The organism is Rhizobacter sp. Root1221 (assembly GCF_001425785.1).
In the GTDB taxonomy this organism is placed as follows: domain Bacteria; phylum Pseudomonadota; class Gammaproteobacteria; order Burkholderiales; family Burkholderiaceae_C; genus Rhizobacter.
This window is the reverse complement of the sequence record NZ_LMDI01000014.1, coordinates 22,362-47,122: the sequence shown is the minus strand read 5'-3', so window position 1 is coordinate 47,122 and position 24,761 is coordinate 22,362. Positions and strand designations below refer to the sequence as shown.

The following is a 24,761-nucleotide window of genomic DNA, read 5'->3' as shown; positions in this document are numbered from 1 at the left end:
TCGCGAGGGGAGTGGGGTGGAGGGTTTCAGGTAAATTGCGGCGATTCCCCATTTCCAGGCTCGTCCGCATGTCCTCCCTCGAAGTTCTCGAATACGAAACCGGCCCCGATCCGGTCGCGTCGCTGATCGTGTTGCATGGCCTCGGCGCCAGCGGCCATGATTTCGAATCGTTTGTCGAGGAGTTGAAACTCGAGGCCATCGGCCCGGTGCGATTCCTCTTTCCCAATGCGCCGCAGATCCCGGTCACCGTGAACGGCGGCTACGTGATGCCCGCCTGGTACGACATCCTCGTCACCGACCTGGTACGCCGGGAAGATGAAGGGGGGCTGCGCCAGTCGCGCACGCTGATCGACGCACTCATCCAGCGCGAACGCGAGCGCGGCATCGCGGCCAACCGCATCGTGCTGTCTGGCTTCTCGCAGGGCGCCGCCATGACCCTGATGACCGGGCTGCGCCATCCCGAGCGCCTCGCCGGGCTGGCCGGCATGTCGGGCTACCTGCCGCTGGCCGCCACCACCGCGGCCGAACGCAGCGACGCCAACCGCGACGTGCCCATCTTCCTCGCGCACGGCCTGCATGACCCGGTGGTGGCCATCGGCCGCGCCGAAGCCTCGCGCGACGCCCTCGTGGCCCTGGGCCACCACGTCGAATGGCACACCTACCCGATGCCGCACTCGGTGTGCCCCGAGGAAGTGCGCCACCTGAACCGCTGGCTCCTGGACGTGCTTGCCCGATGACCGACACCACCTTCTACTGGCACGACTACGAAACCTTCGGCCGCGTGCCCCGGCGCGACCGCCCCGCGCAGTTCGCCGGCGTGCGCACCGATGCCGACCTGAACGAGATCGGTGAACCGGTGATGGTGTATTGCCAGCCGGCCCCCGATTTCCTGCCCGACCCGGAGTCGTGCCTCCTCACCGGCATCCTGCCGCAGACGTGCCTGGCCGAAGGGGTGCCCGAGCACCGTTTCGCCAGCATCATCGAAACCGAACTCGCGCGCCCCGGCACCGTGGGCGTGGGCTACAACTCCATCCGCTTCGACGACGAGGTCACGCGCCACCTGTTCTGGCGCAACCTGATCGACCCGTACGCGCGCGAATGGCAGAACCAGTGCGGCCGCTGGGACATCCTCGACGTGGTGCGCGCCACCTACGCGCTGCGCCCCGATGGCATCGAGTGGCCCAGGCACGACGACGGCCGCCCGTCGTTCAAGCTCGAACACCTCACCAAGGCCAACGGCCTCGTGCACGAGGCGGCGCACGATGCGCTGTCCGACGTGCGTGCCACCATTGCGCTCGCGCGCCTCATCAAGTCCCGCCAGCCGCGTCTCTGGGACTTCTGCCTGCGCCTGCGCAAGAAGGACGACGTCATCAAGGAGATGGGCGTGGGCCGCCCGTTCCTGCACATCTCGGGCATGTACGGCACCGAACGCGGTGGCATGGCCCTCGTGTGGCCGCTGGCGCCGCACCCCACGAACAAGAACGAAGTCATCGTGTGGGACCTGGCCCACGACCCTACCGAGCTGCTCGACCTCGACGTCGCCACCATCCGCCTGCGCATGTTCAGCAAGGCCGATGCCTTGCCCGAAGGGGTGGCGCGCCTGCCGGTCAAGACCATCCACATCAACAAGTCGCCCATCGTGGTGGGCAACCTCAAGACGGTGAGCGAGGAAGCCGCGGCCCGCTGGGGGCTCCAGCGCGACCAGGCCCTGGTGCATGCCGAGATCGCCGCACGCGAAGGCCACCGGCTGGCCGGCATGTGGCCGCTGGTGTTCGAGCGCCCATCGTCCGGTGCCGAGGTGGACGTCGACGAAGACCTGTACGGCGGTTTCGTGGGCAACGATGACCGGCGCAACCTGCAGCGGCTGCGTTCGCTGTCGGCCGACCAGCTCGCGGGCAAGCAGCCGGCGTTCGCCGACCCGCGGCTCGAGGAGCTGTTCTTCCGCTACCGCGCCCGCAACTTCCCCCACACCCTCACCGACACCGAGCAGGCCCGGTGGCTCGCCCACCGCGTGCAGAAGCTGCACGACGGCGCCGGCGGTGGCCTGACCCTCGAGGCCTTCTTCGAGCGGGTGGACGAACTGGAGCCCGACGCCGACGACCGCGGCCAGCACATCCTCAGCGAGCTGGTGGACTACGCCACGGAGATCGCGCCCGACCGCTGATGAACGTGCCGTTGCCTCGGCGAGCGCCCGGGGGGGCCAACGAACGGGTGCACGACCTGGCCTTCGCCGACGATGGTCAGGCAACAACACAAGCCGTCGCCCCTGCGAAGGCCCACTGCTGTCCGGAAAAACCAGGCGGTTATCCCGGCGCAGGCCGGGTTGGCCCTCGGTCTATGGCTTGAGCGCAGGTGGCCCAAAGAACCCGACGATGCGATGCAGCTTGCCCGTACTGGACAGTTCACCGAAGTCAACGCCATCCAGAAACACCTCCCCATTCGCAAGCAGCATGCGCCAGGTGAAGCGAAGCTTCTCGTGATGCACATCGATCTCGCTCGTAACTTCAAGGCGGGCCCCCGGGAATTGCGCAAAGACCCCGCCAATGTGATCAACGAGCCCCTGTCTGCCTGCGATGTGTGTAGTTGGGTCGGTGTAGGTACCGTCCTCAGCCCATGCGCGTTCGAGCAATTGCTGTCTAAGCGCCCGGTCAGGCTCGCTCCATGCGTCCGCGTAAAGTCTGATCAGTTCGTTTGGTTCCATGCTCAGTGGCTCATGCTGTACGAATATACAGTTATAGCAGCTCGGCCGAAGCGTGCAAGCCGATCTTGACCTCGACTCGCCTGCTCGAGCGGATTCGCTCCCTGCACTGCAGCCTGCGCTCCGGGTAGGCGTATGCGCACCGGGGCCTGGGTATCCGTGCGTTCGATTGGGCTGCGTCGTCATCGTGATTGCGGCAGCCGTCGAGACCATCTTGAGCCCCGGTGGCCACTCAAACTGCTCTACTTGGAATGCCCGTTATTGGTGGGACAGGACACCACGCTCTAATGGCACGTCTCAAACCTTGACGGCAAGGACCCGCCTCATGCAACTGGCCTTCAGCCACGTCGACATCCTCGTGCACGATCTGCAGGCCGCCTGCGCGTACTACGAGAGCCTCTTCGATGCGGACATCTCTCGAACCCTCACCTGGACCCGCGACGGTCTCGATGTGCGATACGCCGTGGTGCGCTTCGGAACCGAACGCTTCATGCTGGTCCAGCCGCTCGCAGGCAACCTGAAGGACCTGCTCGACACGCAAGGCGAAGGCACCATCTACCGCCACTGCTATGCCACCCCCGACATTGCCGCGGCGTACGACGAACTGGTGGCCAAGGGCGTGCAGCCGGAGGACGAGCACGGGCGGCCTCTGTCACGCGACGCGTTGCAGACGCCGAGCGGTGCACGCATCTTGTGGCTGCCCCGGCGGTTCAGGCACTTCTCGATCGAGCTGCTGCAGCAGGATGAACTTGACGCGTTCCTGCGCGACGCGTTCGGCACTGCCGAACAGAAGAGCCAATGATCATGATGACCTCGGCGCGGCGCAGGTCACGCTGAGCCTGTATGCCCGATCGCCTGCCAAAGGGTGCGCATGCACGGCGCTTGGCTCGCGGCGGGTGGCTTTGCCGGAACGGTGGCATTGCGGGTCATACCGGCAAGTCCTCGATCCGGGCGGTGTGGCGCTGCGAACAGTTCTGCTGTCCCATCTCGACGCTGCCCTCGGCCGCTTCGGCGTGCGGCGTGGCCTGGGCCTGCGCGGCAAGCCGCAGGCGCTGCGCCACCCAGCCGCCAATGTTGGGCATCTGGCCGGCGGACTCGCTGATGAATGTCATCGCGGTGGTGGCCGCACCGGTGATCTTTTCCTTGGCCTTGCCGGCGCCGTCCATGACCGCCTCGGTCGCCGCCTGGGCGGCAGCGCCGACGATGGGCGCGCCGATCTCGATCGCGGCGGTCATCAAGGCCATCAGCGCCACGCTGGACGCCCGCTTGCCAGTCATCACGCTCCAGTCGGCTCGTTCGGGCGGCAGGTGGCTGTGGCTGCCCGCCGCCGCGTGGCCGGCGGAATCGATCATCGAGTTGGCCGCGAACAGCTCCGAGATGAACAGGCCGACGGTTGCCGTTACCGCCAGCGGCACCGCCGGCTGCGTCAAGGCGGAGCCGACGCCCTTGGCCACGTCGACAAGGCTGTCCTTGTAGCTGCGCTGCATTTTGTCGATCACCTCGCCCAGGTCGTCACGCAGCAGCATGCGGGCGTCGTAGCCGGTGGCGCCCGTCAGGTTCTTGAACTGCACGGCAGCCGACGCCGCCAAGCCCAAGCCGGTGTCCAGCGTCACGTCGACCCGATCGGCGGTGAGACGCAGGATGGAGCCGTTGCTCACCCCCCCGAAGTGCCGCTCGAAGAAGGCCTGGGTGGCCGGCGCGCCCAAGCGCGGCAGGTTCTTCAGGAAGTTGGCACTGGTGGCCAGCTTCATCGAATTCATGATCGCCTCGGCGCCGGTAGGTACCTGGACAGAGCCCGGCAGGTGGGCGTTACCTTCGGCTCCGTTGTAGAGCAGCGGCTTCATGGTGGCTTTCCCCATCACGCTGATCGCCACGTCCAACCCGCCGACGCCCAGACCGGCCACCATGCCGACCAGCGACGGGTTGCGCAGGATGTGCGGGGGCAGCATGCCGATCAACTTCTCGTTGGCGAGTTCCATGCCGATCGCGTAGCCGGCGCTGCCGGTCAAGCCCATCCCGCCGACAGCCAGCATCGCATCGTGCCGCCAGGCGGTCTTCAGCAGCGCCTGCACCTTCTCGGGCGTGTCGAAGCCTTTCTCGCGCAGCACGCCGGCGTTCACGATCAAGCGCGCATTGATGTCGGGGGACATGTGGTCGATGCCGCCCTGCGGCGCTCCCAACATGTGGCGCAGGCGGCTGGCCATGATGTGGTCGCCACTCCGTGAGTTCGGCGACGGGCGCGTCGACAGCAGCTGAGCGTGCGAATCCGGCGAGCTCGAGACCGGATTCATCTCGACAGTCGGCCTGCGTGTGCGCAGGCCTTCGGGGCCGGTGAGCTGCTGCGACGACGGGTGCGACGGAACGATCTCCCTGGTGCTGCCGCCGCCAACGGGATGGAGGGGCGCGACCCGATCGGGTGAGCTGGTGCTGGAGGATGTGATTCTGGGCATGGGTGTCTCTGTGGCACTGTTGGCGTCGCTGAGCGTGCGGGATCTGGTGCTGAGCTCAGCCGCTGGAGCGAACTGGTGGCGCCCGCAGCGAAGGCGCGGCGCCCCTTGCCATGGCTGTCAGCAGGCCCACGTCTGCCTCCGCGTTCTTCGCGTCTTTGCGTTGAATCTCTTGTCAAGCCGCAAGCGGACGATCAAGCCCCAGCCTCTTCCCATTGCCTTCCACCGGGGGAGTGCTTGAGTGGATTGGAATGGTCGGTAAGTCATTGACAATAAACGATTTATCCTTCATTCTTGAATTATTCGAAAACGAAGGATAATTCGTGTACGTCGAGATCTCCAACGCCCAGGCCAAGCAATACCTTGATGCAGCGTCGGCGTTCGAGGGCTGGCACCAGGTTGCGCACCAGCTCACTGAGTACCGTGGCGGCATGCACTGGAAGCGCGTTGCGGATCGAGAGTATCTCTATCGGACCCACGATCGGCGCGGCAACGCCAAATCAATGGGGCCGAGGTCTCCTGAGACCGAGCGCATCCATGCTGAGTTCACGAAGCGCAAAGAGACCCTTGCCGAGCGCTTCAAGCAAGTCCAGACTGCGATGTCGACCCATGCAAGGGTCAACGCGGCCCTGCGCCTCGGGACCGTGCCCAATGAGGTTGCGGACGTCTGCCAAGCGCTGGATGATGCGCAATTGATGGGCAAGGGACTGATGGTGATCGGTACCAACGCCATGCACGCGTACGGATTCCTTGGCGGCGTCCGATTCGACGGCGACATCATGGCCACGACCGACGTCGACTTGCTGTGGAACCACAAGGTCAGGCTCAGTCTTGCGGCGTCCGCCGAACTGTCCGAGTCCGGACTTCTCGGCATCCTCCACAAGGCCGACAAGAGCTACACGCAGGACGCGCAGCAGTCGTTCAGGGCGCGCGCCAGCTCGGGTTTCATGGTGGATCTCATTCGACAGACGCCCACGCCTCCATGGGCAGATGAGCCCGACCGATTCTTCACCGACGACCTGGTGGCCACCGACATCGCCAACATGAAATGGCTGTTGAGCGCGCCGCGGATCACGCAGCCAGTCGTTGCCGTCAACGGGCGTGTATTCAACATGACTTGCCCCGACCCGCGCGCGTACGCCGCCTACAAGCTGTGGTTGTCGAAGCAGCGGGATCGAGATCCGTTGAAGAAGGGTCGCGATGTCGCGCAGGCTCGTGCTGTCATCAAGCTCATCGATGAACGCCTCCCGCATTTGGCGAACTGGGGCGCGTTCAAGTCGCTGCCGAAGGCGGTCATGGATGCAGCGTGGGAGTCGGCCGATCCCGAAGGGCCAGGCGCCCCTCCGAAGGCAACTCGTGCGCGAGTGAAGCCCAGGTGAGCTGCCGCGGGTGGCCCTGATCGGGCACCGGAGCTCAAAGTGCGCCACAGGCGTGCAGTGAGAACAGTCGGGCCAACGATCCTTCCCCTGCGCCAGGGAGTCCCGCCGTTCACGGGGTACCGTTTGGCGGCTCCTCGCCGTATGCTGGGCACGCGCTCACGCAGGAGTACACCATGACCAACATCCGGATCGCCGCCGCGGCGCTGTGGCTGGGCCTGATGCCCGCGTGGTGCCCGGCCGCTCCTCCTGCAGCCGACGCCAAGGTGGTGGCCGAGGCCACCGGCGGGCGCTTCAAGGCGCTGCGCGGCCAGTACCTCGACCGCAGTTGCAACGAGAAGCTCGCCTACGAGGCCGAGGTGGTGGACCTCAACGGGGACGGCCAGCCCGAGGTGTTCGTCAGCGTGCAGGGCACCTGCCTCGGCGGCATGGCTGGCGTGCACCTCGACCTTTACATCAAGGACAAGGCCGGCCGCTGGCAGTCGCAGTTCGGGTTCCCCGGCATGCACACGGAGCTCCCGACCCAACACATGGGCTACCCCGACATCGAGATCGGCGGGCCGGGCAACTGCTTCCCCATCTGGCGATGGAACGGCCGTGCCTACGCGCTGCACAAGCGGTGCCCGCGCTGAGCCCCCTTACAGCGGCGTGACGTCGGCCGTGGGCCGCGACGGCGTGCGGGCCACGTTCATCACCCAGGACACCATCGCGAAGTAGCCGATCAGCGTGCCCAGTTCCACGACACCCTCTTCGCCGAAGGCCGTGGCGGTGCGCTGGTACACCGCGTCGGATACCTCGTTCTGCTGCAGCAGCGCCACCGTGAAGTCGCAGGCGGCCTGCTGCGCGGCGCCCAGGCCCTGCGGGGCCTGGCGCAGGCGGATGGCTTCGAGCGCCACGGCCGGCACACCGGCCGCCTGCGCGAGTGGCACGTGCATGACCCATTCGAACTGGTTGCCCACATGGCAGGCCACGATGCTGATGACCAGCTCGCGCACGTCGGCCGGCAAGCCGCCGCCGAAGCGCAGCACTTCGCCCAGCTGGGCCACGCGCTCCAGCAGTTTCGGCTGGCGCATCAGCGGGATGAAGGGGCCGTAGACGCCCTTGCGGGGCCCGTTCACCAGGTCTTGCATGACCGCCCGCTGGTCGCCGGTCATTTGATCGGCCGGGGGCAGCGGCAGGCGTTCACCGCCTTGGCCCTGGGGGACGGGGGCGGCGGGTCGGGTCGTGTTCATCGAGAGGCTCCGTGTTGAAGGGGGATGCGGTACAGCCACCACGCGCTGGCCAGCAGCGCGAGTGTGCCAAGGGCCTGCGCCAGCGGTTGGCTCAGCGCCAGGACCAGCAACGGGCCGGCGATCTGGCCGAGGGCGAACGCGGCGGTCATGCGCGCGAGCAGCGGGCGCGGGTTGGCGGGCGCAAGACGCCGGGCCTCCTGCAGTCCGGTCATCGTGGCAACCATGAAGGTGCCGCCGACCAGCAGGGCGGCCAGCGTGACCGCCGGGCCGGACGCGCTGGCCAGCGGCAGCGCGCACCCCAACGCCATCACCGCGTGGCTTGCGGCCCAGATCTGCCGGCCCGGCCAACGGCGGAGCGCCCGGCCTGCCAGCAGGGTGGAGGCCGCGGCGGCCAGCCCGAACACGGGCCACACGAGGCCGAACTGGCGCGGGTCCGCGATCAGGTCACGGGCCATGGCGGGCAGGTACGTGGCCGGCAGGATGTAGCCGAAACCGAGCGTGCCGTAACACAGCAGGAGCGCCACGTGGCGGCCCGCCGGCGCCGAGGGGGTGTCCGCCACGGGCGCGGCCCGGCCGGGCAAGGCCGCGCGGGGCCAGAGCAGCGTCGCCAGCGCCGTGAACGCGAGGGCCATGCCCCCCAGCTGCACCCACAGCGCCGGTGCGCCCGACGACGCATGCCACCACACCCAGCCGCCCGCAGCGGCGATGCCCATGCCCACGCCGGCGAACACCCAGCCCGCGGCATCCGCGCGCTGGCGCAACGCGAGCGCGGAAACGGCCCAGCCGCTGGTGGCCACCAGGGTCCACGCGCTGGCCATGCCGGCGGCCAGGCGCAGCGGGATCCAGCCCGACAGGCCGGGGAGGGCGGAAGTGGCGGCCGTGAGCACGGCCGTGGCGAGCAGGCTGCCCACCACCTGGGCGCGGGGCTGGCCCGGCAGCCAGGGCGCCGTCAGGGCCCCCAGCAGGTAGCCGATGTAGTTGGCCGCAGCGAGCCAGGCTCCTCCACTGAAGCCCAGTTGCCCGTCCTGCTGCATCAGCGGCAGCAGCGGCGTGAAGGCGAACCGGCCGATGCCCATCGCCACGGCCAGCGCGAGCGCTCCCGTGACACACACGGCCCATGTGGCAGATGAGGAGGGGTGTTGCGCGTCCATGTCCTCATTACACGCGCTGGGGACATGCTGTACAAATGAATTATCGATGCCTAACATTCTCTCCATGAGAACATTCGACCTGGACTCGCTGGAGATCTTCCGCACCGTGGTGCGTGAAGGGGGCGTGGTGCGCGCCGCCGCGCGCCTGCACCGCGTGCAGAGCAACGTCACCACCCGCATCAAGCAGCTGGAACAGCGCCTTGGCGTGGCGCTGTTCCGGCGCCAGGGCCGCACGTTGGCGCTGACCCCCGCGGGCGATGCGCTGCTGGTGCATGCCGAACGCCTGCTGCGCCTGGCCGACGAGGCCGAAAGCGCGCTGCGCGCCGACCCGGCACGCGGGCCGTTCCGGCTGGGTTCGATGGAAAGCACGGCAGGCAGCCGGCTGCCGAAGCTGCTGTCGCGCTATCACCGCCTCCACCCGGGCGTGGTGATCGAACTGCAGACCGGCACCACCGGCGCGCTGCTGCGCAAGCTCGCCGACTACCAGCTCGATGCCGCGTTCGTGGGTGAACCGTTCAGCGCACCCGACCTGAACTCGCAGCCGGTGTTCGAGGAGGAACTGGTGCTCATCACCGGCAAGCAGAACCCGCCGGTGCAACAGGCCGGTGAACTGCTCACCGGCACCATCCTCGCCTTCCCGGGCGGCTGCTCGTACCGCCGCAAGCTGGAAGACTGGTTTGCCACCGGCGAGGTGATGCCCCGCCGCGTCATGGAATTCGCCAGCTACCAGGCCATCATCGCCTGCGTGGCAGCGGGCACCGGCTGCGCCATCGTGCCGGTGTCGGTGCTGCACGCACTGCGGGCCACCAGCGAGGTGCGGCAGCACGCACTGCCCGAGCCCATCGGCACCAGCCGAACGCACCTGGCCTGGAACGGCACGCCGTCGCCAGCGCTGGAGCGCTTGCTGGCCCTGTTGGCCGCGCTGCAAGAAAAAAGGCCCGCTTTCGCGGGCCCCGAGGCAGTCACGGCGTGACGGCGACGATCAAGCAGTGACCTTGTCGGCCGCGTCGGTGAACTCATCGATGCGGTCGAAATTCAGGTACTGGTAGACCTTGTCGCTGGCGGCGGTCAGCACACCCATGTCGGCCAGGTACTCGGCCTTCGTGGGAATGCGGCCCAGCTTCGAGCAGATCGCGGCCAGCTCGGCGGAACCGAGGTACACGTTGCTGTTCTTGCCGAGGCGGTTCGGGAAGTTGCGGGTGCTGGTGGAGAACACCGTGGCGCCTTCCTTCACCTGGGCCTGGTTGCCCATGCACAGGCTGCAACCCGGCATTTCCATGCGGGCGCCGGCCGTGCCGAGCACACCGTAGTGGCCTTCGTCGCTGAGCTTCTTCGCGTCCATCTTGGTGGGCGGGGCCACCCACAGCTTGACCGGGATGTCGCGCTTGTTCTCGAGCAGCTTCGATGCGGCACGGAAGTGGCCGATGTTGGTCATGCACGAGCCGATGAACACTTCGTCGATCTTCGCGCCGGCCACCTCGGCGAGCGTCTTCACGTCGTCCGGGTCGTTCGGGCAGGCCACGATGGGTTCGTGGATGTCGGCCAGGTCGATCTCGATGACGGCAGCGTAGTCGGCGTCCGCGTCGCCCTGGAGCAGCTGCGGGTTCTTCAGCCAGGCTTCCTGCGCGGCGATGCGGCGGGCCAGCGTGCGGGCATCGGCGTAACCTTCGGCGATCATCCACTTCATCAGCGTGATGTTGCTGTTGATGTACTCGATGATTGGCTCCTTGTTCAGGTGCACGGTGCAGCCGGCAGCCGAACGTTCGGCCGAGGCGTCGCTCAGCTCGAAGGCCTGTTCCACCTTCAGGTCGGGCAGGCCTTCGATCTCGAGGATGCGGCCGGAGAAGATGTTCTTCTTGCCCTTCTTCTCGACCGTCAGCAGGCCTTGCTTGATGGCGTACAGCGGGATCGCGTTCACCAGGTCGCGCAGCGTGACGCCGTCCTGCATCTTGCCCTTGAAGCGCACGAGCACGCTTTCCGGCATGTCGAGCGGCATCACGCCGGTGGCGGCGGCAAACGCCACGAGGCCGGAGCCGGCGGGGAAGCTGATGCCGATGGGGAAGCGGGTGTGGCTGTCGCCGCCGGTGCCCACGGTGTCGGGCAGCAGGAAGCGGTTGAGCCAGCTGTGGATCACGCCGTCACCCGGGCGCAGCGCGATGCCGCCACGGGTGCTGATGAACTCGGGCAGCTCGTGGTGCGTCTTCACGTCCACGGGCTTCGGGTAGGCGGCCGTGTGGCAGAAGCTCTGCATCACCAGGTCGGCGCTGAAGCCGAGGCAGGCCAGGTCCTTCAATTCGTCGCGGGTCATCGGGCCCGTGGTGTCTTGCGAGCCCACCGACGTCATGCGCGGTTCGCAGTACGTGCCCGGGCGAACGCCCTGGCCTTCCGGGAGACCGCAGGCGCGGCCCACCATCTTCTGCGCGAGCGAGAAGCCCTTCTTGGTGTCGGCCGGGTTCTGCGGCAGGCGGAACAGCGTGCTCGGCGGCAGGCCGAGGGCCTCGCGCGCCTTGGCGGTGAGGCCGCGGCCGATGATCAGCGGAATGCGGCCGCCGGCGCGCACTTCGTCGAACAGCACGTCGCTCTTGACGGTGAATTCGGCGATGACCTTGCCGTCCTTGAGCGCCTTGCCGTCGTACGGGCGCAGCTCCACCACGTCGCCCATGTTCATCTGGGCCACGTCGAGTTCGATCGGCAGTGCGCCGGCGTCTTCCATCGTGTTGTAGAAGATCGGGGCGATCTTGTTGCCGAGGCACACGCCACCGAAACGCTTGTTCGGCACGAACGGGATGTCTTCACCGGTGAACCACAGCACCGAGTTGGTGGCCGACTTGCGGCTCGAACCCGTGCCCACCACGTCGCCCACGTAGGCCACGAGGTTGCCTTGCGCGCGCAGGTCCTCGATGAACTTGATGGGGCCGCGCTTGCCGTCTTCTTCCGGCGTGATGCCGTCGCGCTTGTTCTTCAGCATCGCCAGGGCGTGCAGCGGGATGTCCGGACGGCTCCAGGCGTCAGGTGCGGGCGACAGGTCGTCCGTGTTGGTTTCGCCGGTGACCTTGAAGATGCCGACGGTGATGCTTTGCGGCACTTCCGGGCGGTTGGTGAACCACTCGGCGTCGGCCCAGCTCTGCAGCACTTCCTTGGCGAAGGCGTTGCCCTTGTCGGCCTTGTCCTTGACGTCATGGAACTGGTCGAACATCAGCAGCGTGCTCTTGAGCGCCTTGGCGGCGTTCGCGGCCACGCCAGCGTCGTCCAGCAGGTCGATCAGCGGGCTGATGTTGTAGCCGCCGAGCATCGTGCCCAGCAGGTCGGTGGCTTGTTCGCGCGAGACCAGCGAGCACACTTCCGTGCCATGGGCCACGGCCGCCAGGTAGGAGGCCTTGACCTTGGCCGCGTCGTCCACGCCGGCCGGCACGCGGTGGGTGAGCAGTTGCACCAGCGTGGCGCCTTCGCCCGCCGGCGGTGCCTTCAGCAGCTCGATCAGCTCGGCGGTTTGCTGGGCAGACAGCGGCAGCGGGGGGATGCCGAGGGCGGCGCGATCGGCAACGTGTTGGCGGTAGGCTTGGAGCATGGTGTGTTCTCTCTCTGAAAAAACGGGGACGTAGGCCCCAAAAAACGGGTAGGTTGGACCTTCCGCCCTCATGAGGCGGTGGGCTGGATGACCTTGAGGCCCTTGAAAAAATCCTGGAAGAAACCGGCGTCCCGGGTGATCAGGGCGTCGCATTGAAGCAAGGCGTGGGCCCCGACGAGGAAATCGGCCACCACGCGGTCGCGTTTGCCGCCGCGGGCGCGGAAGCGCCGGTTCATGTGGCCAGCGCGCATGGCCGCGGCTTCACCCACGGGGTCGTAGCGGATGCCGAGCTGGGACAGCGTGTCCATGAGGCTCACGGAGGTGTCGAGCATGGATTGCACCTCGGCCACCACGGCTTCGCAGACGACCACGTCGTCGCGGGCGAGGGCGTCACCGATGCAGGTTTCCGACGCCGCGGCATACACCGGGTCGCCGATGAGCACGTCGAACAGCACGGAGGAGTCGACGGCGATCATTGATCGAGGGGGTCGTTGGGGGCGCGGCCACGCACGGCGCGCATGGCGTCATCGGTGGACGTGAATCCGTCGACGAGCTTGAATTTGCCGCGGGCCTCGCGCAGGGCCTTGCTGACATCCTTGCGCAGGATGATGCGGCCGCCGTCGAGTTCGACCTTGAGGGTGGTGCCCTTGGTCAGCCCCAGTGCATCACGCACGGCCTTGGGCAGCGTGATCTGGCCGCGTTCCGCAACGATGGCTTCCATGGGGCGACTCCGAAAGAATCAGTACGTACGAATTATACGTACCGATCCGATCGGAGTGTGATCGTCCGAGCGAAGTGCTCGGGCAAATCATCACGGAGAACGGGGCGTTCTCCGGGGTGGGGCAGATCAGTTGGTCTGCTGGGCCTTCACGGCCTGCGACGATTCGCGCTGCTTCTCATGCACGCAGTCGTCGACCAGGCGCTGGCCGGCCTTCACGTCCATCAGCATGGACTTGTTGGCGATCTGGATCAGCAGCGTGCGGCCGGTCACGTCTTCGAGGCGCAGCGCGCCGGTAGACGAGAGGATCGGCTTCATCGTGTAGACGCCCTTCTTGAAGGCCACGTCCACGTAGCCGGCGTTCTTCGGGTTCATGGCGATCTGCAGCGTTTGCTTGAAGTCGCATTCGTAGTCGCCGAAGTACACGCGTTCGGCGGCCATCAGTTGGGTCTGGTCTGCGGGAGCCAGTGCTTTCGGTGCCGGGGCGGCCTTCTTGCCCTTGGCAGGTTTGGCGGCCTTGGCGGCAGCAGGCTTGGCGGCGGCGGGCTTGGCAGCGGCCGGGGTGGCGGCTTGCTGGGCCAGGGCGGACACGCTCGTGAGGGCGAAGGCGGCTGCAAGAGCGGCAATGCGGATCATCGGGAAACTCCGGGATGTTGAAGGTGACCGGGATTGTGGGGTGGTGTATTGACGGGAGACACCGGGGGTGCGCCCTGATTGCAACAAATTGCACGCGCGGCCTCGGCCAGGGAGGCGTGTCCGCGCAGGCCTGCTTCCGCCAGGGGACAGGTCCGGCGTGACGGGCGCCCCGCGCGCGTGCGCGAATTCACGTCGGCACCGGGGTGACCGGGCCCACGCCGGGGTGGCGGCGTGCTAGGCCTGGCGCGCCGGAGCGTCTGGATGCGGAAACAATTGTTTGGAAGGGTGTGACGGCGTTGCCACAGTCTCACGTGGCCAGGTCATCGAAAAACGCCTCCCGCACCTCTGCGGGCAGGGGTTGGCCGGTGCGGTGCGCGCGTTCGAGCACGTGCCAGAAGTAGCGGTAGCTCGCCCGGTCGTGCAGCGTGTCGCGGTGGCTGATGGGTGCCCAGTGGGCGGCTCGCGCGGCCACGAGGATCTCGGTGGCGAGGTCGGTCTCGGCCGCGGTGGGTGCGAAGGCCTCGACGATGGGGCGGATCTGGTCGGGGTGGATGCTCCACATCCGCAGGTAGCCCAGTTGCCGGCAGGCCTTCGTGGCGGCTTCCTGCAGCAGGCTGGCCTTGCGGAACTCGGTGACCACGCAGTGCGACGGCGTCTTGGCCGAAGCATGGCACGCCGCCGAGATCTCGAGCTTGGCGCGCAGCACGAGCGGGTGCTCGAACTGACCCAGCGCACTCATGCCCACCTGGGGGATGGCGCCACGGTGTGCCGAGACGAAGTCCATCAGCCCGAACGACAGCGATTCGATGCGCGGCAGCGCGGCGATGTCGAACACCTCGCGCAACCCGCCGTGGGTTTCGATCAGGGCGTGCACCGGGATCGCACGCGCCACGCCGTGGCGGCGGGCGGCGTCGTCGATCGCCGCGATGGCCTGCCCGGCCTGGGCCAGCCCGGCCACCTTCGGCACCATCAGGTAGGCGAGGCGCGGGCCGGCGGTGCGCACCAGGGTGTCCACGTCGTTCTCGAATGCGGGGTGGTCCACCGGGTGCACGCGTGCGCCCACGCGGCCGTGCAGGTTCTGCGCCGACATGACCATCTCCGCCGCCATGGTCACGTGCTCGGCCTCGCCGCCCACCGGCGCGCCGTCCTCGCAATCGAGGGTGAGGTCGAACACGGGGCCCAGGTCGGCCTGCATCTGCAGGCTCTTGGTCATGCGGGCCGGCACGCCGGCGTAGTGGTCGCAGACGGGCAGGGCAGGGGCGCGTTCGCCGGATTCGAACAGCGCGACGCGGGGGTGGGGGGCTGCGGCCTTCATGGCGTTTTCCTCGGTCGAATGCAAAAAAGGCCAGCAGGGGAGTGCTGGCCTTTTGGGAGGCGGCGATCGCTCGCCGCGCAGGTAGGGGTCAGGGCCCGCTCAGAGCAGGTGCTTGACGCCGTCTTGCTCTTCGGTGAGTTCCTTCAGCGTCAGGTCGATGCGTTCCTGGCTGAACGAGTCGATGGCCAGGCCTTCGACGATCTTGTATTTGCCGTTCTCGGTGGTGACCGGGAAGCCGAAGATCACGTCCTTCGGGATGCCGTATTCGCCGTTCGACGGCACGCCCATCGTGACCCACTTGCCGTTGGTGCCCAGGGCCCAGTCGCGCATGTGGTCGATGGCGGCGTTGGCGGCCGATGCGGCCGAGCTCACGCCGCGGGCGGCGATGATGGCGGCGCCACGCTTGCCCACGGTGGGCAGGAACGTGTCACGGTTCCACACGTCGTCGTTGATCAGGTCCTTGACACCCTTGCCGTCGATGGTGGCGAAGCGGTAGTCGGCGTACATCGTGGGCGAGTGGTTGCCCCAGACGGCCAGCTTCTCGATGCCGGCGACGGCCTTGCCGGTCTTCGCGGCGATCTGCGAGGCAGCGCGGTTGTGGTCGAGGCGCAGCATGGCGGTGAAGTTCTCGCGCGGCAGGCTCGGCGCGCTCTTCATCGCGATGTAGGCGTTGGTGTTGGCGGGGTTGCCCACCACGAGCACCTTCACGTTGCGCGAAGCCACTTCGTTCAGGGCCTTGCCTTGCACCGTGAAGATCTGGGCGTTGGCGCTCAGCAGGTCCTTGCGCTCCATGCCCGGGCCGCGGGGGCGGGCGCCCACGAGGATGGCGTAGTCGGTGTCCTTGAAGGCGGCCTTCGCGTCGCTGTGGGCTTCGATGCCGGCGAGCAGCGGGAACGCGCAGTCTTCCAGTTCCATGATCACGCCCTTGAGCGCGTTCTGGGCTTTTTCGTCGGGGATTTCCAGCAGTTGCAGGATCACCGGCTGGTCCTTGCCCAGCATCTCGCCAGAGGCGATACGGAACAGCAGGGCATAGCCGATCTGGCCGGCAGCACCGGTGACAGCAACGCGAACGGGTTTCTTGCTCATGGAAGGACTCCGCAGGAGGGGTAGTGGGTATTCGTCGGTGGCGCTCGGGCGTCGGTCGTACAGTGTGACAGGACGCGGCTCAACGCGCCGGGCCAAACCGGAAGTGTAGGCGAGTCTAGGGGGCAACCCGAAGCCCGTCAACGCTCTTATGTCTTATATAAGACATTGGTCGGGATTCATGGACGGGAGCAGGGGCTTGTGCTGCAATCCCGGTCATGGTCTCGTCCCTCACGCCTTCTGCTGCCGACCCGGTGTCGGACGGCCCGGCATTCAGCCCGCTGTACCAGCAGATCAAGACGCTGATCACGCGCAGCCTGCAGGCCGGCGAATGGCGTCCGGGCGAGATGATCCCGAGCGAGATCGAGCTCGCCGCCCGCTACAAGGTGAGCCAGGGCACGGTGCGCAAGGCCATCGATGCCATGGCCGACGAAAACCTCGTCGTGCGCCGCCAGGGCAAGGGCACCTTCGTCGCCACCCATTCCGAACAGAAGATCCAGTTCCGCTTCCTCCGCCTGATGGCCGACGACGGGGAGCCCGGCAACGTCACGCGCCGCGTGATCGACTGCCGCCGCATGCGGGCCCCGGCCGACGTGAGCCGCGCGCTCGAGCTCAAGGCCGGCGACACGGTGGTGGAAGTGCGCCGCGTGATGCTGTTTCGCGGCGTGCCGGTGGTGCTCGATGACATCTGGCTGCCCGGCAACCTGTTCAAGGGCCTCACCGCCGAGCGGCTCGGCGAGTACCGTGGCCCCTTGTACGGGTTGTTCGAAACCGAATTCGGCGTGCGCATGATTCGCGCCGAGGAGCAACTGCGGGCGGTTGCCGCCGACCAGACGGCCGCCGAGTTGCTGCAGGTGGAAGCGGGCACCCCGCTTCTGAGCGTGGAGCGCTTGTCGCGCACCTATGGCGACAAGCCGGTCGAGCTGCGGCGCGGCCTCTACAACACCGAGGCTCACTACTACCGGAACGAACTCAGTTGACGGGCGTTTGTGCGTTTCGTGCGCTTGCGCCACATTGGTGCCACCCGAACGTGCTGCGTTGCAATAAAATCCACAGGTTTACTGTGGCCATCGGCACCCTGGGCGCCGAAGCGGGTTGGCCCTTCTCTTCAGCATCTTTGTCAGAGCAAAAACGAGGTTTTATGTCAGACACCATCAAACAACGGCCGGGCCCGATGCGCCTCGTCGATGCGACCCAGTACCCGCTGCCGCCGGCGGCGTGGGTCTCGATCCTGCATCGCCTGAGCGGCATCATCATGTTCGTGCTGCTGCCGTTCATCATCTGGCTGCTCGACAAGAGCCTCGAATCCGACATCTCGTACCAGTTCCTCGCCGACGTGTTCATCGGTGGCCTCGGCGTCGTGCCAGGCTGGTTCTTCAAGATCGTGGTGCTCGGGCTGATCTGGTCGTACCTGCACCACTTCACCGCCGGCGTGCGCCACCTCTGGATGGACGCCACCCACTCGGTGAGCAAGCAATTCGGCCGCACCTCGGCCCTCGTGACGCTGGCCGTGAGCCTGCTGTTGACCGCAGCCCTCGGCTTCAAGCTCTTCTTCTGATCCGGACCCCAGGAACATGACAACTCCGAACTACGGTTCCAAGCGCGTCGTCACCGGCGCGCACTACGGCCTGCGCGACTGGCTCGCCCAGCGCGTCACCGCCGTGCTGATGGCCCTCTTCACGGTCGCGCTGGTGTTGCAGCTGCTGCTCGGCGCCAAGATGGGCCATGCGAAGTGGCAGGGCATCTTCTCGGCCCAGTGGATGAAGCTGCTGACGTTCGTCACGATCATCGCGCTGCTGTACCACGTGTGGGTGGGCATGCGTGACGTGCTGATGGACTACGTCAAGCACGTGGGCGTGAAGCTGGCGTTGCAGGTGGCCACGATCGTGTGGCTGGTGGGGTGTGGCGGCTGGGCCGTTCAAGTGCTGTGGAGACTGTAAACGTGAGCGCAACTTCTTCTGTGACCAAGCGCAAGTTCGACGTCGTGATCGTCGGGGCTGGTGGCTCCGGCATGCGGGCCTCGCTGCAGCTCGCCCAGGCCGGCCTGAACGTGGCCGTGCTGTCCAAGGTGTTCCCTACCCGCTCGCACACGGTGGCGGCGCAGGGTGGCATCGGTGCCTCCCTCGGCAACATGTCCGAGGACAACTGGCACTACCACTTCTTCGACACGGTGAAGGGTTCCGACTGGCTCGGCGACCAGGACGCCATCGAGTTCATGTGCCGTGAAGCCCCGAAGGTGGTCTACGAGCTCGAACACTTCGGCATGCCGTTCGACCGCAACCCCGACGGCACCATCTACCAGCGTCCGTTCGGCGGCCACACCGCCAACTACGGTGAAAAGCCCGTCCAGCGCGCCTGCGCCGCGGCCGACCGCACCGGCCACGCGATGCTGCACACGCTGTACCAGCAGAACGTCAAGGCCCGCACGAACTTCTTCGTCGAGTGGATGGCCCTCGACCTGATCCGCAACGACGCGGGCGACGTGCTCGGCGTGACCGCGCTCGAAATGGAAACCGGGGACATCCACATCCTCGAAGCCAAGACCGTGCTGCTCGCCACCGGCGGGGCAGGGCGCATCTTCGCGGCCTCCACCAACGCGTTCATCAACACGGGCGACGGCCTGGGCATGGCCGCACGTGCCGGCATCCCGCTGCAGGACATGGAGTTCTGGCAGTTCCACCCCACTGGCGTGGCCGGTGCGGGCGTGCTGCTCACGGAAGGCTGCCGCGGTGAAGGCGCCATCCTGCGCAACAGCAACGGCGAGCGTTTCATGGAACGCTACGCGCCCACGCTGAAGGACCTGGCCCCGCGCGACTTCGTGTCCCGCTGCATGGACCAGGAAATCAAGGAAGGCCGTGGCTGCGGCCCCAACAAGGACTACGTCGTCCTCGACATGACCCACCTGGGCGCCGAGACGATCATGAAGCGCCTGCCGTCCGTGTTCGAGATCGGCCACAACTTCGCGAACGTCGACATCACGAAGGAACCGATCCCCGTGGTGCCCACCATCCACTACCAGATGGGTGGCATTCCCACCAACATCCATGGCCAGGTGGTCGTGCCGAAGGATGGGGTCAACGAGGTCATCAACGGCTTGTACGCCGTGGGCGAATGTGCCTGCGTGAGCGTGCACGGCGCCAACCGCCTCGGCACCAACTCGCTGCTCGACCTGCTGGTGTTCGGCCGTGCGGCCGGCAACCACATCGTCGACAGCAACCTGAAGGCCAAGGGCCACAAGGACCTGCCGGCCACCGCCGCCGACTACACGCTGTCGCGCCTGGCCCGGTACGAGACCAGCACCGGGGGCGAGTACTCCCAGGACGTCGCCAACGACATCCGCGCCACGATGCAGCAGCACGCCGGCGTGTTCCGCACCCAGGCCTCGATGAACGAAGGCGTGGCGAAGATCAAGGAAGTCGCGCAACGCGTGAAGGGCATCCACCTGGCCGACAAGTCCAAGGTGTTCAACACGGCCCGCATCGAGGCGCTGGAAGTGGAAAACCTGATCGAGGTGGCCCTGGCCACCATGATCTCGGCCGCCGCCCGCACCGAAAGCCGTGGCGCCCACACGGTGGACGACTACGCCGATTCGCCGAAGTACCCGAACGGGCGCAACGATGAGGAGTGGATGAAGCACACGCTGTGGTACTCGTCGGACCTGCGCCTCGAGTACAAGCCCGTGAATCTCAAGCCGCTGACCACCGAGTCCATCCCGCCGAAGGTCCGTTCGTTCTGAACGGCCGGTCCTCCTCTAGCGCCCCAGGAATATTCCCATGACCAAGCGTGTCTTCCAGATCTACCGCTACGACCCCGACACCGACGCGAAACCGCGCATGCAGACCATCGAGGTCGAACTCGACGGCAGCGAGCGCATGCTGCTCGACGCGTTGATGAAGCTCAAGCAGGTCGATCCCACCCTGTCGTTCCGCCGCTCGTGCCGTGAAGGCGTCTGCGGTTCGGACGCCATGAACATCAACGGCAAGAACGGTCTCGCCTGCCTCACGAACATGCGTTCGCTGAAGGACCCGATCGTGCTGAAGCCGCTGCCCGGCCTGCCGGTCATCCGCGACCTGATCGTCGACATGACGCAGTTCTTCACGCAGTACAACTCGATCAAGCCGTACCTCGTGAACGACGTGCTGCCGCCCGAGAAGGAGCGCCTGCAGTCGCCCGAAGAACGCGAAGAACTCAACGGCCTGTACGAGTGCATCCTGTGCGCCAGCTGCTCCACGAGCTGCCCGAGCTTCTGGTGGAACCCCGACAAGTTCGTCGGCCCCGCCGGCCTGCTCCAGGCATACCGGTTCATTGCCGACAGCCGCGACCACGACACGGCGGCCCGCCTCGACAACCTCGAGGACCCCTACCGCCTGTTCCGCTGCCACACCATCATGAATTGTGTGGACGTGTGCCCGAAGGGCCTCAACCCTACCAAGGCCATTGGCAAGATCAAAGAGCTGATGGTTCGCCGCGCGGTTTAATGGCATGACCGAGCAACTTGTCGATGCCAGGGCCCTCAGCAAGCTGCGGTGGCGTTGCCGCCGGGGTTTGCTGGAGAATGATCTGTTCGTCGAGCGCTTTTTCGCCCGCCACGAGGCCACGCTCACGGAAAATCAGGCCCAGGCCTTGCTCGCGTTGATGGACCTTTCCGACAACGACTTGCTCGACCTGTTGCTCGCTCGCAAGGAGCCCGAAGGTGAACTGGCCCGCGACGACGTGCTGGTGGTTCTGCACCAGCTTCGTGCGCCGGCCCTTCTGCGGTGACCGCGGAAGAAAAGCGTGTCTTTCCCGATTTAATCTGTTTCTAAGGAATGCCCATGACCCCGTCTGACGTGAAAGCCACCCTGTCGTTCTCCGACGGCAGCCCTGCCATGGACCTGCCCGTCTACAAGGGCAGTGTCGGCCCGGATGTCATCGACATCCGCAAGCTGTACGCCCAGACCGGCAAGTTCACCTACGACCCGGGCTTCCTGTCCACGGCGGCCTGCCAGTCGAGCATCACCTACATCGACGGCGACAAGGGCGAGCTGCTGTACCGCGGCTACCCCATCGAGCAGCTGGCCACCAACTGCGACTACCTCGAGACCTGCTACCTGCTGCTGAACGGCGAACTGCCGAACGAAACGCAGAAGAAGGACTTCACGGGCCTCGTGACCAACCACACGATGGTCAACGAGCAGATGCAGTTCTTCCTGCGCGGCTTCCGCCGTGACGCGCACCCGATGGCCGTCATGACGGGCCTGGTGGGCGGCCTGTCGGCCTTCTATCACGACAGCACCGACATCAACAACCCGGAACACCGCGAAATCTCGGCCATCCGCCTGATCGCGAAGATGCCCACGCTCGTGGCCATGGCCTACAAATACGGCATTGGCCAGCCGTACATCTACCCGAAGAATGAACTGTCGTACGCCGCGAACTTCACGCGCATGATGTTCGCCACGCCGTGCGAAGACTACACGCCGAACGACGTCGTCGTGCGCGCCCTCGACCGCATCTTCATCCTGCACGCTGACCACGAGCAGAATGCCTCCACGTCCACCGTGCGCCTGTGCGGTTCCTCGGGCACGAACCCGTTCGCCGCCATCGCGGCCGGCGTGGCCTGCCTGTGGGGCCCGGCCCACGGCGGCGCCAACGAAGCCGCCCTGACCATGCTGGAAGACATCCAGCGTGCGGGTGGTGTCGAGAAGATCGGCGAGTTCATCAAGCAGGTGAAGGACAAGAACTCCGGCATCAAGCTGATGGGCTTCGGTCACCGTGTGTACAAGAACTACGACCCGCGTGCCAAGCTGATGCGCGAGACCTGCCACGAGGTGCTCGACGCGCTGGGCCTGCAGAATGATCCGCTGTTCAAGCTGGCCATGGCCCTCGAGAAGATCGCCCTGGAAGACGACTACTTCGTGTCGCGCAAGCTGTACCCGAACGTCGACTTCTACTCCGGCATCGTCCAGCGCGCCATCGGCATCCCGGTGAGCCTGTTCACGGCCATCTTCGCGCTGGCCCGCACGGTCGGCTGGATTGCCCAGCTGAACGAGATGATCGGCGACCCGGAATACAAGATCGGCCGTCCGCGCCAGCTATTCAACGGCTCGGTCGCGCGCAACATCAAACCGATTGCGCAGCGCTGATCCCTGTTTCGGAGGCCGGTCCGAAACGGCCGGACCTCCAAAAACGCAAAGAAACCCCGGCCCAGAGCCGGGGTTTTTGTTGCTGAACGCCTAAAATCAGCATTCCCCTCTGCCAGAGCCAACGGAAAACGCAAGCCATGGGCCGCACGCTGTACGACAAGATCTGGGACGAACACGTTGTCCACACCGAAGAGGACGGCACCGCCGTGCTCTACATCGACCGCCACCTGGTGCACGAGGTCACCAGCCCGCAAGCCTTCGAAGGCCTGGAAAACGCCCATCGCAAGGTGTGGCGCCTGTCCGCCAACCTGGCGGTGAGCGACCACAACGTGCCCACCACCGACCGCTCCCATGGCATCGCCGACCCCGTGTCGCGCCTGCAGGTGGACACGCTCGACGCCAACTGCGACCGCCTCGGCATCACGCAGTTCAAGATGAACGACAAGCGCCAGGGCATCGTCCACGTGATCGGCCCGGAGCAGGGCGCCACGCTGCCCGGCATGACGGTCGTCTGCGGTGACTCCCACACGTCCACGCACGGTGCGTTCGGCGCGCTGGCTCACGGCATCGGCACCAGCGAGGTCGAGCACGTGCTCGCCACGCAGACGCTGCTCGCCCGCAAGGCGAAGAACATGCTCGTCAAGGTGGAGGGCACGCTGCCGTTCGGCTGCGGCGCGAAGGACATCGTGCTGGCCATCATCGGCAAGATCGGCACCGCCGGGGGCAACGGCTACACCATCGAGTTCGCCGGCTCGGCCATCCGTGCGCTCAGCATGGAAGGCCGCATGACGGTGTGCAACATGGCCATCGAGGCCGGGGCCCGCGCCGGCATGGTGGCGGTCGACGAAACCACCATCCAGTACGTGCAGGGCCGCCCGTTCTCGCCCGCCGCGATCGAACTGCAGCAGGCCATCGCCTACTGGCGCACCCTCCATTCCGACGCCGACGCCAAGTTCGACGCCGTCGTCGAGCTCGACGCCGCGCAGATCCGCCCGCAGGTCACCTGGGGCACGTCGCCCGAGATGGTGCTGTCCATCGAAGACCGCGTGCCCGATCCCGACCGCGAGAAAGACGCCGTGAAGCGCGGTGCCATGGAACGGGCGCTGACCTACATGAACCTGGAACCCAACAAGCCCATCACGGACATCCTGATCGACAAGGTGTTCATCGGGTCGTGCACCAACTCCCGCATCGAGGACATGCGCGAGGCGGCAGCCGTCGTGCGCCGCCTGGGCCGCAAGCTCGCGGCGAACGTGAAGCTCGCGCTGGTGGTGCCGGGCTCCGGCCTCGTCAAGGAACAGGCCGAACGTGAAGGCCTCGACAAGGTGTTCATCGCCGCCGGCTTCGAATGGCGTGAACCTGGGTGCTCCATGTGCCTCGCCATGAACGCCGACCGGCTCGAGCCGGGCGAGCGCTGCGCGTCCACGTCGAACCGCAATTTCGAGGGCCGCCAGGGTGCTGGCGGCCGCACGCACCTTGTCAGCCCCGCGATGGCGGCTGCCGCGGCGATCGAAGGTCATTTCGTCGACGTCCGTCGGCTGGCCTGAGGTCTTTCCTCAACCACCTCCGAAAGGAACCCTCACCATGAAGAAGATCGCAGCAATCCTGTTGGCCAGCGTCTACGTGCTTCTTGTCGGTTGCAACACCGTGGGTGGGTTCGGCAAGGATGTCCAGAAGGTGGGCGAGAAGGTCGAAGACAGCGCCGAGAAGAAGAAGTAAGTATCCGGAGTTCTGAAGGAAATCATGCAAGCCTTTCGCATCCACAAGGGTCTGGTCGCGCCGCTCGACCGTGAAAACGTCGACACCGACGCGATCATCCCGAAGCAGTTCCTGAAGTCGATCAAGCGCTCGGGCTTCGGTCCGAACCTGTTCGACGAATGGCGCTACCTCGACCATGGCGAACCCGGCCAGGACCCCGCGACGCGCAAGGCCAACCCTGATTTCGTGCTGAACCAGCCCCGCTACCGCGGGGCGTCGGTGCTGCTCACGCGCCAGAACTTCGGTTGCGGTTCGTCGCGCGAGCACGCCCCCTGGGCGCTCGACCAGTACGGCTTTCGCGCCATCATTGCGCCCAGCTACGCCGACATCTTCTTCAACAACAGCTTCAAGAACGGCTTGCTGCCCATCGTGCTGCCCGAGCCCGAGGTGTCGCGCCTGTTCGACGAGGTCAACGCGTTCGTGGGCTACGAACTGTCGGTCGACCTGGAGCGCCAGGTGGTGATCAAGCCCGACGGCACCGAGCTCGCGTTCCAGGTCGAAGGTTTCCGCAAGTACTGCCTGCTCAACGGGTTCGACGACATCGGCCTCACGCTGCGCCATGCCGACAAGATCCGTGCGTTCGAAACAGAGCGCCTGCTGAAAAAGCCGTGGCTTGCCCACTCGCTTTGAACCGTCCGCTGTCCGTGAACTGAA

General features: G+C 66.3%; 26 protein-coding genes. 16 read left to right on the top strand and 10 right to left on the bottom strand.

Features of this window, described 5'->3' with window-relative positions; translation table 11 throughout:
* The first annotated feature begins 68 nt into the window (after positions 1–68).
* Entirely contained in the window at positions 69–737 is a 669-nt protein-coding gene (locus ASC87_RS12395; protein ID WP_056661774.1) for an alpha/beta hydrolase, read from the top strand.
* Positions 734–2,164, top strand: coding sequence for an exodeoxyribonuclease I (sbcB, locus tag ASC87_RS12390; protein WP_056661769.1), 1,431 nt, complete (start codon positions 734–736; stop codon positions 2,162–2,164). The genes ASC87_RS12395 and sbcB overlap by 4 nt, the downstream gene beginning before the upstream one ends.
* Before the next feature lie 171 nt (positions 2,165–2,335).
* On the opposite strand, the gene ASC87_RS12385 is transcribed toward sbcB, so the two are convergent.
* Positions 2,336–2,701 carry a nuclear transport factor 2 family protein gene (locus ASC87_RS12385; protein ID WP_056661766.1) on the bottom strand — a complete coding sequence of 122 codons (366 nt, stop codon included), beginning with the start codon at positions 2,699–2,701 and terminating at the stop codon, positions 2,336–2,338.
* 322 nt (positions 2,702–3,023) lie between these two features.
* Here ASC87_RS12385 and ASC87_RS12380 point away from each other — a divergent pair, with 322 nt between their 5' ends.
* The gene (locus tag ASC87_RS12380) at positions 3,024–3,500 is read left to right on the top strand and encodes a VOC family protein (protein WP_056661763.1); all 477 of its coding nucleotides are present in this window, start codon (positions 3,024–3,026) and stop codon (positions 3,498–3,500) included.
* 124 nt (positions 3,501–3,624) lie between these two features.
* Here ASC87_RS12380 and ASC87_RS12375 read toward each other — a convergent pair whose 3' ends face one another.
* Positions 3,625–4,902, bottom strand: a complete 1,278-nt coding sequence (locus tag ASC87_RS12375; RefSeq protein ID WP_235582153.1) for a hypothetical protein — start codon at positions 4,900–4,902, stop codon at positions 3,625–3,627.
* Positions 4,903–5,468: 566 nt separating this feature from the next.
* Here ASC87_RS12375 and ASC87_RS12370 point away from each other — a divergent pair.
* Both ASC87_RS12370 and ASC87_RS12365 read left to right on the top strand, forming a co-directional pair.
* Positions 5,469–6,524 (top strand): nucleotidyltransferase domain-containing protein, encoded by a 1,056-nt coding sequence (locus ASC87_RS12370; RefSeq protein ID WP_056661757.1) that lies wholly within the window; start codon positions 5,469–5,471, stop codon positions 6,522–6,524.
* A gap of 173 nt (positions 6,525–6,697) precedes the next feature.
* Positions 6,698–7,153 carry a hypothetical protein gene (locus tag ASC87_RS12365; RefSeq protein WP_056661754.1) on the top strand — a complete coding sequence of 152 codons (456 nt, stop codon included), beginning with the start codon at positions 6,698–6,700 and terminating at the stop codon, positions 7,151–7,153.
* A gap of 6 nt (positions 7,154–7,159) precedes the next feature.
* Here the strand turns inward: ASC87_RS12365 and ASC87_RS12360 are convergent, their stop codons facing one another.
* Entirely contained in the window at positions 7,160–7,753 is a 594-nt protein-coding gene (locus ASC87_RS12360; RefSeq protein ID WP_056661751.1) for a carboxymuconolactone decarboxylase family protein, read from the bottom strand.
* Positions 7,750–8,904 (bottom strand): YbfB/YjiJ family MFS transporter, encoded by a 1,155-nt coding sequence (locus ASC87_RS12355; protein ID WP_056661748.1) that lies wholly within the window; start codon positions 8,902–8,904, stop codon positions 7,750–7,752. The genes ASC87_RS12360 and ASC87_RS12355 overlap by 4 nt, the downstream gene beginning before the upstream one ends.
* A 64-nt stretch (positions 8,905–8,968) precedes the next feature.
* Here ASC87_RS12355 and ASC87_RS12350 point away from each other — a divergent pair, with 64 nt between their 5' ends.
* Positions 8,969–9,877 (top strand): LysR family transcriptional regulator, encoded by a 909-nt coding sequence (locus ASC87_RS12350; protein ID WP_056661745.1) that lies wholly within the window; start codon positions 8,969–8,971, stop codon positions 9,875–9,877.
* A 9-nt stretch (positions 9,878–9,886) separates the two neighbouring features.
* Here the strand turns inward: ASC87_RS12350 and acnB are convergent, their stop codons facing one another.
* From acnB to ASC87_RS12320, 6 genes are all read right to left on the bottom strand, one after another.
* The gene (gene acnB, locus ASC87_RS12345) at positions 9,887–12,472 is read right to left on the bottom strand and encodes a bifunctional aconitate hydratase 2/2-methylisocitrate dehydratase (protein WP_056661742.1); all 2,586 of its coding nucleotides are present in this window, start codon (positions 12,470–12,472) and stop codon (positions 9,887–9,889) included.
* 68 nt (positions 12,473–12,540) lie between these two features.
* Positions 12,541–12,948 (bottom strand): type II toxin-antitoxin system VapC family toxin, encoded by a 408-nt coding sequence (locus ASC87_RS12340; RefSeq protein WP_056661739.1) that lies wholly within the window; start codon positions 12,946–12,948, stop codon positions 12,541–12,543.
* Entirely contained in the window at positions 12,945–13,193 is a 249-nt protein-coding gene (locus ASC87_RS12335) for an AbrB/MazE/SpoVT family DNA-binding domain-containing protein (RefSeq protein WP_056661736.1), read from the bottom strand. Before ASC87_RS12335 ends, ASC87_RS12340 begins: the two co-directional genes overlap by 4 nt.
* A gap of 126 nt (positions 13,194–13,319) precedes the next feature.
* The gene (locus ASC87_RS32720) at positions 13,320–13,826 is read right to left on the bottom strand and encodes a hypothetical protein (RefSeq protein ID WP_056661733.1); all 507 of its coding nucleotides are present in this window, start codon (positions 13,824–13,826) and stop codon (positions 13,320–13,322) included.
* A gap of 307 nt (positions 13,827–14,133) precedes the next feature.
* Positions 14,134–15,141, bottom strand: coding sequence for a CoA ester lyase (locus ASC87_RS12325; RefSeq protein WP_056661730.1), 1,008 nt, complete (start codon positions 15,139–15,141; stop codon positions 14,134–14,136).
* A gap of 99 nt (positions 15,142–15,240) precedes the next feature.
* A complete protein-coding gene (locus tag ASC87_RS12320; RefSeq protein WP_056661727.1) occupies positions 15,241–16,227 on the bottom strand; it encodes a malate dehydrogenase in 987 nt (328 codons plus the stop codon).
* A gap of 215 nt (positions 16,228–16,442) precedes the next feature.
* Between ASC87_RS12320 and ASC87_RS12315 the strand changes: the two genes are divergently transcribed.
* The 10 genes from ASC87_RS12315 (at position 16,443) to leuD (ending at position 24,737) form a co-directional block, all read left to right on the top strand.
* Entirely contained in the window at positions 16,443–17,204 is a 762-nt protein-coding gene (locus tag ASC87_RS12315; RefSeq protein WP_056661724.1) for a GntR family transcriptional regulator, read from the top strand.
* A 161-nt stretch (positions 17,205–17,365) separates the two neighbouring features.
* The gene (gene sdhC, locus ASC87_RS12310; protein WP_056661717.1) at positions 17,366–17,782 is read left to right on the top strand and encodes a succinate dehydrogenase, cytochrome b556 subunit; all 417 of its coding nucleotides are present in this window, start codon (positions 17,366–17,368) and stop codon (positions 17,780–17,782) included.
* Between the two features lie 16 nt (positions 17,783–17,798).
* Positions 17,799–18,164, top strand: a complete 366-nt coding sequence (gene sdhD / locus ASC87_RS12305) for a succinate dehydrogenase, hydrophobic membrane anchor protein (RefSeq protein WP_056661714.1) — start codon at positions 17,799–17,801, stop codon at positions 18,162–18,164.
* 71 nt (positions 18,165–18,235) lie between these two features.
* Positions 18,236–19,960, top strand: a complete 1,725-nt coding sequence (gene sdhA, locus ASC87_RS12300) for a succinate dehydrogenase flavoprotein subunit (RefSeq protein WP_369820758.1) — start codon at positions 18,236–18,238, stop codon at positions 19,958–19,960.
* 37 nt (positions 19,961–19,997) lie between these two features.
* Entirely contained in the window at positions 19,998–20,702 is a 705-nt protein-coding gene (locus ASC87_RS12295; protein ID WP_056661705.1) for a succinate dehydrogenase iron-sulfur subunit, read from the top strand.
* A gap of 4 nt (positions 20,703–20,706) precedes the next feature.
* Positions 20,707–20,985, top strand: coding sequence for a succinate dehydrogenase assembly factor 2 (locus ASC87_RS12290; protein WP_056661699.1), 279 nt, complete (start codon positions 20,707–20,709; stop codon positions 20,983–20,985).
* A 53-nt stretch (positions 20,986–21,038) separates the two neighbouring features.
* Positions 21,039–22,349, top strand: coding sequence for a citrate synthase (gene gltA / locus ASC87_RS12285; RefSeq protein WP_056661696.1), 1,311 nt, complete (start codon positions 21,039–21,041; stop codon positions 22,347–22,349).
* Positions 22,350–22,486: 137 nt separating this feature from the next.
* Complete coding sequence (gene leuC, locus ASC87_RS12280; RefSeq protein ID WP_056661693.1) at positions 22,487–23,896, top strand: 3-isopropylmalate dehydratase large subunit; 1,410 nt, start codon at positions 22,487–22,489, stop codon at positions 23,894–23,896.
* A 37-nt stretch (positions 23,897–23,933) separates the two neighbouring features.
* A complete protein-coding gene (locus tag ASC87_RS12275; RefSeq protein ID WP_056661689.1) occupies positions 23,934–24,068 on the top strand; it encodes an entericidin A/B family lipoprotein in 135 nt (44 codons plus the stop codon).
* A 24-nt stretch (positions 24,069–24,092) separates the two neighbouring features.
* The gene (gene leuD / locus ASC87_RS12270) at positions 24,093–24,737 is read left to right on the top strand and encodes a 3-isopropylmalate dehydratase small subunit (protein WP_056661684.1); all 645 of its coding nucleotides are present in this window, start codon (positions 24,093–24,095) and stop codon (positions 24,735–24,737) included.
* Positions 24,738–24,761 lie beyond the last annotated feature (24 nt).

What these genes read in the sequence shown, in the direction of transcription:
- ASC87_RS12395 (WP_056661774.1), top strand. Translation starts at nt 69, where the DNA reads ATGTCCTCCCTCGAAGTTCTCGAATACGAAACCGGCCCCGATCCGGTC.
- sbcB (WP_056661769.1), top strand. Translation starts at nt 734, where the DNA reads ATGACCGACACCACCTTCTACTGGCACGACTACGAAACCTTCGGCCGC.
- ASC87_RS12385 (WP_056661766.1), bottom strand. Translation starts at nt 2,701, where the DNA reads ATGGAACCAAACGAACTGATCAGACTTTACGCGGACGCATGGAGCGAG.
- ASC87_RS12380 (WP_056661763.1), top strand. Translation starts at nt 3,024, where the DNA reads ATGCAACTGGCCTTCAGCCACGTCGACATCCTCGTGCACGATCTGCAG.
- ASC87_RS12375 (WP_235582153.1), bottom strand. Translation starts at nt 4,902, where the DNA reads ATGGCCAGCCGCCTGCGCCACATGTTGGGAGCGCCGCAGGGCGGCATC.
- ASC87_RS12365 (WP_056661754.1), top strand. Translation starts at nt 6,698, where the DNA reads ATGACCAACATCCGGATCGCCGCCGCGGCGCTGTGGCTGGGCCTGATG.
- ASC87_RS12360 (WP_056661751.1), bottom strand. Translation starts at nt 7,753, where the DNA reads ATGAACACGACCCGACCCGCCGCCCCCGTCCCCCAGGGCCAAGGCGGT.
- ASC87_RS12355 (WP_056661748.1), bottom strand. Translation starts at nt 8,904, where the DNA reads ATGGACGCGCAACACCCCTCCTCATCTGCCACATGGGCCGTGTGTGTC.
- ASC87_RS12350 (WP_056661745.1), top strand. Translation starts at nt 8,969, where the DNA reads ATGAGAACATTCGACCTGGACTCGCTGGAGATCTTCCGCACCGTGGTG.
- acnB (WP_056661742.1), bottom strand. Translation starts at nt 12,472, where the DNA reads ATGCTCCAAGCCTACCGCCAACACGTTGCCGATCGCGCCGCCCTCGGC.
- ASC87_RS12340 (WP_056661739.1), bottom strand. Translation starts at nt 12,948, where the DNA reads ATGATCGCCGTCGACTCCTCCGTGCTGTTCGACGTGCTCATCGGCGAC.
- ASC87_RS12335 (WP_056661736.1), bottom strand. Translation starts at nt 13,193, where the DNA reads ATGGAAGCCATCGTTGCGGAACGCGGCCAGATCACGCTGCCCAAGGCC.
- ASC87_RS32720 (WP_056661733.1), bottom strand. Translation starts at nt 13,826, where the DNA reads ATGATCCGCATTGCCGCTCTTGCAGCCGCCTTCGCCCTCACGAGCGTG.
- ASC87_RS12325 (WP_056661730.1), bottom strand. Translation starts at nt 15,141, where the DNA reads ATGAAGGCCGCAGCCCCCCACCCCCGCGTCGCGCTGTTCGAATCCGGC.
- ASC87_RS12320 (WP_056661727.1), bottom strand. Translation starts at nt 16,227, where the DNA reads ATGAGCAAGAAACCCGTTCGCGTTGCTGTCACCGGTGCTGCCGGCCAG.
- ASC87_RS12315 (WP_056661724.1), top strand. Translation starts at nt 16,443, where the DNA reads ATGGTCTCGTCCCTCACGCCTTCTGCTGCCGACCCGGTGTCGGACGGC.
- sdhC (WP_056661717.1), top strand. Translation starts at nt 17,366, where the DNA reads ATGTCAGACACCATCAAACAACGGCCGGGCCCGATGCGCCTCGTCGAT.
- sdhD (WP_056661714.1), top strand. Translation starts at nt 17,799, where the DNA reads ATGACAACTCCGAACTACGGTTCCAAGCGCGTCGTCACCGGCGCGCAC.
- sdhA (WP_369820758.1), top strand. Translation starts at nt 18,236, where the DNA reads ATGCGGGCCTCGCTGCAGCTCGCCCAGGCCGGCCTGAACGTGGCCGTG.
- ASC87_RS12295 (WP_056661705.1), top strand. Translation starts at nt 19,998, where the DNA reads ATGACCAAGCGTGTCTTCCAGATCTACCGCTACGACCCCGACACCGAC.
- ASC87_RS12290 (WP_056661699.1), top strand. Translation starts at nt 20,707, where the DNA reads ATGACCGAGCAACTTGTCGATGCCAGGGCCCTCAGCAAGCTGCGGTGG.
- gltA (WP_056661696.1), top strand. Translation starts at nt 21,039, where the DNA reads ATGACCCCGTCTGACGTGAAAGCCACCCTGTCGTTCTCCGACGGCAGC.
- leuC (WP_056661693.1), top strand. Translation starts at nt 22,487, where the DNA reads ATGGGCCGCACGCTGTACGACAAGATCTGGGACGAACACGTTGTCCAC.
- ASC87_RS12275 (WP_056661689.1), top strand. Translation starts at nt 23,934, where the DNA reads ATGAAGAAGATCGCAGCAATCCTGTTGGCCAGCGTCTACGTGCTTCTT.
- leuD (WP_056661684.1), top strand. Translation starts at nt 24,093, where the DNA reads ATGCAAGCCTTTCGCATCCACAAGGGTCTGGTCGCGCCGCTCGACCGT.